Source organism: Paraburkholderia sp. RL18-085-BIA-A, from assembly GCF_046027075.1.
Taxonomy (GTDB): domain Bacteria; phylum Pseudomonadota; class Gammaproteobacteria; order Burkholderiales; family Burkholderiaceae; genus Paraburkholderia.
This window is the reverse complement of the sequence record NZ_JARESU010000108.1, coordinates 20152-29304: the sequence shown is the minus strand read 5'-3', so window position 1 is coordinate 29304 and position 9153 is coordinate 20152. Positions and strand designations below refer to the sequence as shown.

The 9153-nt window shown below is 66.1% G+C and carries 11 protein-coding genes; 10 read left to right on the top strand and 1 reads right to left on the bottom strand.

Annotation, left to right across the window (positions count from 1 at the left end; translation table 11 throughout):
* Window positions 1–366: TetR/AcrR family transcriptional regulator (locus tag P0D89_RS39575; RefSeq protein WP_408378252.1), on the bottom strand; the 366-nt coding region annotated here is incomplete at its 3' end.
* A 92-nt stretch (window positions 367–458) separates the two neighbouring features.
* On the opposite strand from P0D89_RS39575, the gene P0D89_RS39570 reads away from it, so the two are divergent.
* From P0D89_RS39570 to P0D89_RS39525, 10 genes are all read left to right on the top strand, one after another.
* The gene (locus P0D89_RS39570; protein WP_408378249.1) at window positions 459–1361 is read left to right on the top strand and encodes a PAS domain S-box protein; all 903 of its coding nucleotides are present in this window, start codon (window positions 459–461) and stop codon (window positions 1359–1361) included.
* The gene (locus P0D89_RS39565) at window positions 1268–1627 is read left to right on the top strand and encodes a sensor histidine kinase (RefSeq protein WP_408378247.1); all 360 of its coding nucleotides are present in this window, start codon (window positions 1268–1270) and stop codon (window positions 1625–1627) included. Before P0D89_RS39570 ends, P0D89_RS39565 begins: the two co-directional genes overlap by 94 nt.
* A complete protein-coding gene (locus P0D89_RS39560; RefSeq protein ID WP_408365157.1) occupies window positions 1624–2256 on the top strand; it encodes a response regulator in 633 nt (210 codons plus the stop codon). The genes P0D89_RS39565 and P0D89_RS39560 overlap by 4 nt, the downstream gene beginning before the upstream one ends.
* A 127-nt stretch (window positions 2257–2383) precedes the next feature.
* Window positions 2384–3157: an enoyl-CoA hydratase gene (locus P0D89_RS39555; protein WP_408365159.1), complete on the top strand. Its 774-nt coding sequence runs from the start codon at window positions 2384–2386 to the stop codon at window positions 3155–3157.
* Window positions 3158–3218: 61 nt separating this feature from the next.
* Entirely contained in the window at window positions 3219–5297 is a 2079-nt protein-coding gene (locus P0D89_RS39550) for a 3-hydroxyacyl-CoA dehydrogenase NAD-binding domain-containing protein (RefSeq protein WP_408365161.1), read from the top strand.
* 27 nt (window positions 5298–5324) lie between these two features.
* The gene (locus tag P0D89_RS39545) at window positions 5325–6500 is read left to right on the top strand and encodes an acetyl-CoA C-acyltransferase (protein WP_408378244.1); all 1176 of its coding nucleotides are present in this window, start codon (window positions 5325–5327) and stop codon (window positions 6498–6500) included.
* A gap of 30 nt (window positions 6501–6530) precedes the next feature.
* On the top strand, window positions 6531–7313 hold the full coding sequence (locus P0D89_RS39540) for an SDR family oxidoreductase (protein WP_408365165.1): 783 nt from the start codon (window positions 6531–6533) through the stop codon (window positions 7311–7313).
* A 48-nt stretch (window positions 7314–7361) separates the two neighbouring features.
* Window positions 7362–8150 (top strand): crotonase/enoyl-CoA hydratase family protein, encoded by a 789-nt coding sequence (locus P0D89_RS39535; RefSeq protein ID WP_408365167.1) that lies wholly within the window; start codon window positions 7362–7364, stop codon window positions 8148–8150.
* 41 nt (window positions 8151–8191) lie between these two features.
* The gene (locus P0D89_RS39530) at window positions 8192–8650 is read left to right on the top strand and encodes a MaoC family dehydratase (protein ID WP_408365169.1); all 459 of its coding nucleotides are present in this window, start codon (window positions 8192–8194) and stop codon (window positions 8648–8650) included.
* A 297-nt stretch (window positions 8651–8947) separates the two neighbouring features.
* The gene (locus P0D89_RS39525) at window positions 8948–9133 is read left to right on the top strand and encodes a hypothetical protein (protein WP_408365171.1); all 186 of its coding nucleotides are present in this window, start codon (window positions 8948–8950) and stop codon (window positions 9131–9133) included.
* Window positions 9134–9153: the final 20 nt, after the last annotated feature.

Here is a 9153-nt window from a genome sequence, read left to right as displayed (position 1 = left end):
GGCGGCCCCCGCCGGCGGCCCCCCCGCCACGTCTCCCGCCAGCGCGGCGATTGCGCAGCCAGTCGTGCGCGCGTCGCGGTGTTTGCGGCTCAGGTAGCTGCGCACCGTTGCGCTGTACTCGACCGGCGCCTTCCCGTTTTTCGCCTCGAACGCGGCTATCCCGGCATCCAGCGCGCGTTCGAGCGCATGCAGCAGCAGGTCCGAGCGCGACGCGAAGTGCCCATAGAAGCCGCCGTGCGTCAGGTTGGCGCTACGCATCAGCTTGCCGACGCTGACGGACTCTAATCCGCCATCCCGAATCTGCTCCGCGGCCTGTTCCAGGATGCGGTTCCTGCTCTGCGCTTTGTCCGCCTGTGAGTGGCCCATTTGTCAAATCCCATGGTTTGTCTTGACTTTCTGTATTGTGCTCGTCATTCTGCAGCATGACAACCATCATTCACATAGCGGAAATAGCTGCCATGGCCGAGCTGAACGTTGACCTGGACGACTACGAGGTTCCCTTCAAGGGCATCGTCGAGCAGTCCATCGCCGGAATCTACATTCTGCAGGACGGCCGCTTCCGCTATGTCAATGAGACGTTCGCGCGCATGTGCGGTCTCAGGCGCGAGAAGTTGCTCGGCGCCCGGCTTTGCGACGTGGCGAACCCCTTGCAACGCAATGCGCTGATGGCCCAGTACGAGCGCCAGATCAGGGGCGTTGGCGCTTCCGAGCGGTTCGTCATTCGCCGGACCTCGTCCCGCAACCCGGGCTGCTTCGAGATCCATGGCACGCGCGTGATCTTCCACGGCCGGCCCGCAATCGTCGGCCTTAGTGTCGACACCACTGAGCGCGAGCGGCAACGCGCTGAGCTGGTCGAGGCTAGCGAGCGCTTACACGAGCTGTTCGCAAGCGCCAACAACGTCCGCGAGAACGAGCGCCACCGTGTGGCGCGAGAGCTGCACGACGTGATCGGCGGCATGCTGACGGCGATCAAGTTTGACCTGTCGCGACTGTCGCGAGGCATCGAGGCGCTGGACCGCTGTCGCGCGCCACGGACGCGGGAGGGTGGCACGGCGGGGCCGGGGCTCGCCTCGCTGGCCCTGACCGCCGCCAAGACCTCCAGCTCACGCAGGAGAGCATCGAAGCCGTGCGCGTCATTTCCGAAGGACTTCGCCCTGGCGCCCTCGACCACCTGGGCCTGCAAGACACGCTGTGCCTCGACCTCGGCCGCTTCGAGCGCCGCTACGGCATCGCCACGCGCTTTAGCACCACGGGCGCCGCGCGAGATATGGACCACAACCGTGAGATCGGCATTTACCGGATCTTCCAGGAAGCGCTCACCAATGTCGCAAGACATTCCAAAGCTACCGAAGTTACCGTGAGCCTTGACTGGGCAGCCGATCGCCTTGAGCTGGAAATCTCTGACAACGGCCTCGGCTTCGACCTCGATCGCGTCGCGGCCGATGTCCATCTCGGCCTGCTGGGCATGCAGGAACGCGCACGCGAGCTCGACGGCACACTCGTCCTCGACACCGGACCCCGCTGCGGCGCGTGTCTGCGGCTCGGCGTGCCGGTCGCGTCCGCCGTCCACGAAGACACCAACAAGCGCGCCAATCCTGGCGCTCACATCGGCGGAGGACAGCCATGATTCGCCTGCTGCTGATCGACGACCACACGATTTTTCGCCAGGGCCTCAAGCGCTTGCTTGCCGAGCAGGACGGCTTCGATGTCGTGGCCGAAGCCGGCGATGCGAGCGAAGCCCTCGGCCGCCTGCGCGAGCAGTCCTTCGACGTGGCGCTGCTCGATGTCAACATGCCGGGCCGCAGCGGCCTGGAAATGCTGCCTTCGCTACGCGCCGAGCGCCCCACGATGCCGGTGGTCGTGCTGAGCATGTACCCGGCCGAGCAGTACGCGCTGCGCGCCTTCCAGGCCGGCGCGTCCGGCTATGTCACCAAGGATATGGACGCGATCGAACTGGTCGACTCGATCCGCAATGTGTCGAAGGGCAAGCGTTACATGACGCCGGCCGTCGCGAGCTGCCTGCTCGACGGCTTTGACCGGGTCAGCGACGCGGCGCCGCACCAGCAACTGTCGTCGCGTGAATACGAAATCATGCTTCTGATCGTGCGCGGTATCCGCCTGACCGAGATCGGGCGGCAGATGTTCCTGAGCGTGAAGACCGTGAGCACCTATCGATCGCGCATCCTGAAGAAGATCGGCGTCTCCAGCAACGCCGAGCTGGCGCGCCATGCCGTCGAGCATCGGCTGATCGACTGATCGCAGCCCTCAGCTTCAGAAAACGCTGACAAGGCGCAGAGCTAGTTCTGACAGCCGGATTCGCGCCGGACATCCAAACTCTCTTCAACGAAACGACTTCACACGAGTCGGAACGAAGGAGAGAGCGATGATGACAGACGTGCTGCAACACCTGGACGACGGCGTGCTGGTCGTGACGATCAACCGGCCGGCGAAGAAGAACGCGCTCACCGCGCAGATGTATTCGGCGCTCGCCGACGCGATCGTCGAGGCGGATCGTCGCGATGACATCCGCGTCGTGCTGCTCCAGGGCGAGGGCGGCAACTTCACCAGCGGCAACGACATCGGCCTGTTCGTCAATGCACAGGCCACCGAACAGAAGGAGTCGCCCGCCGCGCCGTTCCTGCGCGCGGTCATCGCACTGCGCAAGCCGATGGTGGCAGGCGTCTGCGGGCATGCGGTCGGTATCGGGGCGACCGTGCTGCTGCATTGCGACTACGTCGTTGCCTCCGACGACGCCCGCATCCGCTTCCCGTTCGTCGACCTCGGGCTGTGCCCCGAATTCGCGTCCACGCTGCTGCTGCAGCAGTTGGTGGGCCGCAACAAGGCGACCGAATGGCTGCTGCTGGCCGGCTCCATTCCCGCCGCGGAAGCCCATCGGGCTGGACTCGTCAATCGCGTGATGCCGCTGGAGACGGTCGCGGCGGAGGCGCTGTCGATCGCCAGGTGTCTCGCCGCCAAGCCGCGCCAGGCGCTGATGGCGACGCGCGGACTGGTACGGGAGGCGACCGAGACGCTGGTCAAAGACAGTCTCCAGCGCGAGATGGTCGTGTTCGACACCCTGCGGCAGTCGCCCGAGGCACAGGAAATCTTCCGGCGCTTCCTGCAACAGGCGCCTGTCCGGACCGCTGGCCCCGCCTGAGCCCAGGGCCGATTAGAGCCAGTCAGAGTCGCCAGAGCTCCAAACCAGGAGAGGACCTCCCATGAGCACCGAATACACAGTCATCGGCGACGTTGCCGTTATCACGATCGCCAACCCACCTGTCAACGGGCTGGGCTACGCCGTGCGTGTCGGCATCATCGACGGGATCGACCGCGCGGCCGCCAATGCCAGCGTCCGGGCCATTGTACTGACCGGCGCCGGGAAGGCCTTCTCGGGCGGCGCTGACATGCGCGAGTTCAATTCGCCGGAGACCGGCCGCGAGCCCGGCCTGAACATGGTGCTGGCGGCCATCGAAAACAGCTCCAAGCCGGTGGTCGCCGCGGTGCACTCGGTGGCGATGGGCGGCGGTCTCGAACTGGCGCTGGCGTGCCACTACCGGGTCGCCGTGCCGAAGGCCCGCATCGCGCTTTCGGAGGTGACGATGGGGCTGCTGCCGGGCGCCGGCGGCACGCAGCGGCTGCCCCGTCTGATCGGCCTGGAGGCGGCAACCAACATGATCGTGCACGGCACGTCGATTCCGTCCGAGGCGCTGGCCGACTCGGGCCTGTTCGACCGCCTCGCGCAAGGTGATCTGCTCGTCGCAGCGCTGGGCTTCGCGCAGGAAGTCGCAGACCACCCGGGGCCGCATCCTCGTGTGCGCGACCTCTCCATCCGCCATCCGAATCCCGAGGGCTATCTTGCGGTGGCGCGTGCGGCCATCGCCGCTCGCTACAAGAACCTGCCGGCTCCGCAGCGCTGCCTTGATGCCATCGAGGCGAGTTTCAGGCTGCCCTTCGACGATGGCCTGGCGCTCGAACACCGCTTCTTCCTCGAACTGATGAACGGCTCCGTCTCGAAGTCGCTGCGCCATGCGTTCTTCTCCGAGCGGGCTGCCGCCAAGCTGCCTGATGTGCTGGAATCCGTGGCCGAGCGCGCGGTTGACCAGGTGGCCGTCGTCGGTGCCGGGCTGATGGGCAGCGGCATTGCGATGAATTTCCTCAGCGCGGGTATCCCCGTCGTCTTGCTGGACGTCTCGGAGGAGGCAGTGCGCAAGGGCGTCGCCGCGATCCGCCGCAACTACGAGGCGAGCGCGAAGAAGGGAAGGCTGCATGCCGAGGAGGTCGAACAACGGATGTCGTTGCTCCAGCCGACCGTCGACGTGGCTCGGGTGGCCAATTGCGACCTGGTGATCGAGGCGGTCTACGAAGACATGGACGTCAAGCTGCGCACCTTCCGTGCGCTCGATGAAGTCGCCCGTCCCGGCGCGATCCTCGCCACCAATACCTCGACGCTCGACGTCGATCGCATCGCAGCGGAGACGGGTCGCCCGCAGGACGTAATCGGCCTGCACTTTTTCAGCCCCGCCAACGTGATGCGCCTACTAGAGGTGGTGCGCGGCGCGCACACGGCGCCCGAGGTGCTGCGGACCGCCATGCGTCTCGCGCGCCGGATCGGCAAGGTGCCGGTGGTATCGGGCGTCTGCGACGGCTTCATTGGCAACCGCATGCTGGCGAAGTATTCGCACCGTGCCGGCGAACTGCTGGAGCAGGGTGCGCTGCCCGAGCAGGTCGACCGCGCCATCGAGGAATTCGGTTTGGCGATGGGACCGTTCCGGATGGCGGACCTGGCCGGCAACGACATCGCCTGGGCCATCCGCAAGCGTCGCTATGCCGAGGATCCCACGCTTGCTCGTTTCGAGCTGGGCGACCGGCTCTGCGAAGCCGGCAACTTCGGTCAGAAGACCGATGCCGGCTGGTACGACTACGAGCCTGGCCAGCGCAAGGCGCTGCCGTCAGCGCGCACGCGGGCCATGCTGGAGACGTACTGGCAGGAGCGCGGCGTGACCCCGAAGCGGTTCAGCAACCAGGAGATCGTCGACCGGCTGATCTACGCGCTGGTGAATGAAGGCGCCGACATCCTCCAGGAAGGCATCGCCGCCCGCGCCTCCGACGTCGACGCCGTCTACCTGCACGGCTATGGCTTCCCGGCCTGGCGCGGCGGCCCAATGTTCTATGCCGAGACGGTCGGCTTGACGCATGTCCGCCGCACATTGCGCGCCCTGTCGGCGCAAGACCCAAGCTGGAAGCCGGCCGCGCTGATCGACCAACTGGCTGACGAAGGCCGCGCCTTCAACGCCTGAATCCCACCCACCCCAACGGAAAACATCATGAACGAGGCCGTCATTGTTTCGACCGCCCGCACCGGCCTGGCCAAGAGCTGGAAGGGCGCCTTCAACATGACCCACGGCGCCACGCTCGGCGCGCATGCGGTGCAGCACGCGGTGACCCGCTCCGGCCTTGATCCGGCCGAAATCGAGGACTGCGTCATCGGCGGCACCTTCGGCGAAGGCACCACCGGCGGCAACATCGCCCGCGCCATCGCCTTGCGTGCCGGCCTGCCAGTGACGACCGGCGGCGTCAGCGTCAACCGCTTCTGCTCGTCCGGGCTGCAGACCATCGCGATGGCCGCGCAGCGCGTGATCCTGGAGGGCGCGCCGGCCATCGTCGCCGGTGGCGTCGAATCGATCTCGTGCGTGCAGAACCAGGCGAACACGCACATGCAGCGCGATCCGTGGCTTGTCGAGCACAAGCCCGAGCTCTACTGGAGCATGCTGCAGACCGCCGAGAAAGTCGCCAGGCACTACGGCATCAGCAGGGAAGCGCAGGACGCCTATGGCGTGCGCAGCCAGCAACGCGCGGCGGCGGCACAGGCCGCCGGCAGGTTCGACGACGAGATCGTGCCGATGACAACCACGATGGGCGCGATAGACGCTGCCAGCCGGGTCACGACTCGTGAAGTCACGATCTCGCAGGATGAAGGCATTCGCGCCGACACGACGCTCGGGGCCGTGTCGCGCATCCGTCCCGCGCTGCCGGGCGGGGTCGTCACCGCGGGCAACGCGAGCCAGTTCTCAGACGGGGCGTCGGCCTGCGTAGTCATGGACGCGAAGCTCGCGGAACGTCGCGGCATCGAACCGCTGGGACTGTTCCGCGGCTTCGCGATCGCCGGCTGTGAGCCCGACGAGATGGGCATCGGTCCTGTGTTCGCTGTGCCCCGCTTGCTGCAGCGCGCTGGGATCAGTCTGGAAGACGTGGGCCTGTGGGAGCTGAACGAGGCGTTCGCCTGCCAGGTGCTGCATTGCCGCGACAAACTCGGCATTCCCGACGATCTGCTCAACGTCAACGGCGGCGCGATCGCGGTCGGCCATCCCTACGGCGTCAGCGGTGCGCGGCTGACCGGCCACGCCCTGATCGAGGGCAAGCGGCGCGGCGCGAAGTACGTCGTGGTGACCATGTGCATCGGTGGCGGACAAGGCGCCGCCGGGCTGTTCGAAGTGCTGTGACGAATTCCACCCATAAACCAGGAGACGGCAATGACTGCTGTGGCAAATCTTTTCGACCTGAAGGGCCGCACGGCTCTCGTGACCGGGGGGTCCAGCGGGCTGGGCCTGCAGATCGCCGAGGCGCTCGGCACGCAGGGCGCCCGCGTGGTGATCTCGGCGCGCAAATCGGACGCGCTTCAATCCGCGCAGGCGCATCTGGCCGGGCTGGGTGTCGACGCAAGCTGGATCGCCGCTGACAACGCCGTGGAGGACGACGTGGAACGACTCGCCAACGAAGCGATGGAACGCCTGGGCAAGGTCGACATCCTCGTCAACAACGCCGGCGCCACGTGGGGCGCGACCACCGTCGACCACCCGCTGGCCGCCTGGGACAAGGTCATGAACCTGAACGTGCGCTCAATCTTCCTGCTGACGCAGAAGATCGGGAGGCGGTCGATGATTCCCAACCGCTTCGGGCGCGTGATCAACCTCGCCTCGATCGCCGGCCTCAAAGGCAACGGTCCTAAGGGCCAGCCGACCATTGCCTACAACACCAGCAAAGGCGCCATCGTCAACTTTACGCGTGCGCTCGCCGGCGAGTGGGGCCCGCATGGCGTGACCGTCAATGCCATCGCACCGGGCTTTTTTCCGTCGAAGATGACCAGGGGGACGATCGAGAAAGTGGGCGTCGAGAAGCTGTCGGAGCTGGCGCCTCTGCAGCGCATTGGTGACGACGACGACCTCAAGGGCGCGGCCCTGCTGTTCGCGAGCGACGCGGGCAAGCACATCACCGGCCAGATCCTCGCCGTCGACGGCGGCCTGACCGCGGTCTGAAGACGTTCGATCCGGAATCCGAACCATCCCGATTCAAAGGAAAACACCATGAGCAACGCAGCAGGCACGCCCGAAGTCCGCATGACGATCGAGGACCATATCGCGATCATTTCGCTGGACAACACCGCCAAGAAGAACGCCATCACGCCGGAACTGATGCAGCAACTCTCGCAGCGGCTGACCGAGTTCGACAACGACGACAACCTGTGGGTCGCGGTGCTGGATCCGGCAGGCGAGCACACCACGGCCGGCCTCGATATGCCGAAGTTCTTCGGCCCGAGCGCCACGGCCAAGCCGATTCCAGACGACCAGGTCGACCCGTTCGGCCTTCAGAAGCGCTGCCGCAAGCCGCTGATCTCGGTCGTCCACGGCATCACCTATACCATCGGCATCGAGCAGATGCTCGCCTCCGACATCGTGATTGCGGCCGATACCGCGCGCTTCTGCCAACTCGAATCGAAACGCGGCATCGCCCCGCTCGGCGGCGCTCACTTCCGCTACCTGACGCGCACCGGTTGGGGCAACGCGATGTACCACCTGTTCCTGTGCGACGAGTTCCCGGCAGAGGAAGCGTATCGCTGCGGCTTCGTCCAGGAGGTTCACCCCTATGGCAAGCACCGCGAGCGCGCGATGGAGATCGCCCGGCTGATCTGCAAGGTCGCCCCAATCGGCCTGCGCGCGACCAAAGAGGCGGCGCTGACTTACATCGAGCAGGGCGAGAAGGCGGCCATCGACGTCATCCCGCGGGTGAGCGAGCAGGTCTTCGCCACGGAGGACTTCAAGGAAGGTATCCAGTCCTTCGTCGAGCGCCGTGAGGCGCGATTCCAGGGGCGCTGAGGTGCGGCCGACCTCACATGACCGCTGATACGGGAGCCACTATGCAGACCTTCACGTCAATCGAAGCACTGAAGGCGTTCCAGGGCAAGGAGGCCGGTCCGAGCGACTGGCACCTGGTTACGCAGCAGGAGGTGAATCTGTTTGCCGAGGCAACTGGCGACCGCCAGTGGATCCATGTCGATCCCGAGCGGGCGAGGCGGGAGTCGCCGTTCGGCGGTCCCGTCGCACACGGATTCCTGACGCTGTCGCTGCTGCCGGTGCTGATGGCGCAGGTAACTGGCTTCGAGGGCGTACGCGCGTACGTCAACTACGGCCTGAACCGGGTCCGCTTTACCGGCCCCGTGCCTGTCGGCGCGAAGGTACGCGTCCTCGCCGTCCTGGAGAACGTGGCTGACGAACGGCAGGGCGGCGTAAAGGCGACGTGGACGGTCACGTTCGAGATGGAAGGATCGGCCAGGCCCGTTTGCGTCGCGGAGTCGCTGGCCAAGCTGTACTTCTAGGCGCGTTCCCCGTCGATTACCGACACCAACCGGCACCGTGCGATGAACTGCATTGCGCGGATGGGCTAGTGCGCCCTTGGGGTGGCGCTCGCCCAAAGAAATATAAGGACTGGAGACAACATGATGGCTTTCTCGATACGGAGACCTGGCCGCGCGGGTATCGCGGCAAAGTCTTTGCCACTGGTCGGCGCGTGGGCAGGCACTTGCGCCGTGGCGCAGTCGCCAGGGCGGTCCCCTGGCACCCCGGCCTCCCTGATCGTTCCTTATCCGGGCGGCAGTTTATTCGTCCGGAAGCCGATGACCGAGGTAATCGGCAACGCGGCCGGCCTGATGGTCGCCGAGCCGGCTTTTCGCGATTGCGTCGCGGAACGGGGCAACTCGGCAGGAACCGCCGTGGATCACGACCGGGCCCCCGCGCACTACCGCCAGGAGTCCAGCCGCCTCGTGCGTCTGGCACGCGACATCAACCTCGAACACGAATGAGCGCCGCACAGGAGCTATCC

What these genes read in the sequence shown, in the direction of transcription:
- P0D89_RS39525 (WP_408365171.1), top strand. Translation starts at nt 8,948, where the DNA reads ATGACCGAGGTAATCGGCAACGCGGCCGGCCTGATGGTCGCCGAGCCG.
- P0D89_RS39535 (WP_408365167.1), top strand. Translation starts at nt 7,362, where the DNA reads ATGAGCAACGCAGCAGGCACGCCCGAAGTCCGCATGACGATCGAGGAC.
- P0D89_RS39560 (WP_408365157.1), top strand. Translation starts at nt 1,624, where the DNA reads ATGATTCGCCTGCTGCTGATCGACGACCACACGATTTTTCGCCAGGGC.
- P0D89_RS39545 (WP_408378244.1), top strand. Translation starts at nt 5,325, where the DNA reads ATGAACGAGGCCGTCATTGTTTCGACCGCCCGCACCGGCCTGGCCAAG.
- P0D89_RS39530 (WP_408365169.1), top strand. Translation starts at nt 8,192, where the DNA reads ATGCAGACCTTCACGTCAATCGAAGCACTGAAGGCGTTCCAGGGCAAG.
- P0D89_RS39540 (WP_408365165.1), top strand. Translation starts at nt 6,531, where the DNA reads ATGACTGCTGTGGCAAATCTTTTCGACCTGAAGGGCCGCACGGCTCTC.
- P0D89_RS39550 (WP_408365161.1), top strand. Translation starts at nt 3,219, where the DNA reads ATGAGCACCGAATACACAGTCATCGGCGACGTTGCCGTTATCACGATC.
- P0D89_RS39555 (WP_408365159.1), top strand. Translation starts at nt 2,384, where the DNA reads ATGATGACAGACGTGCTGCAACACCTGGACGACGGCGTGCTGGTCGTG.
- P0D89_RS39565 (WP_408378247.1), top strand. Translation starts at nt 1,268, where the DNA reads ATGGACCACAACCGTGAGATCGGCATTTACCGGATCTTCCAGGAAGCG.
- P0D89_RS39570 (WP_408378249.1), top strand. Translation starts at nt 459, where the DNA reads ATGGCCGAGCTGAACGTTGACCTGGACGACTACGAGGTTCCCTTCAAG.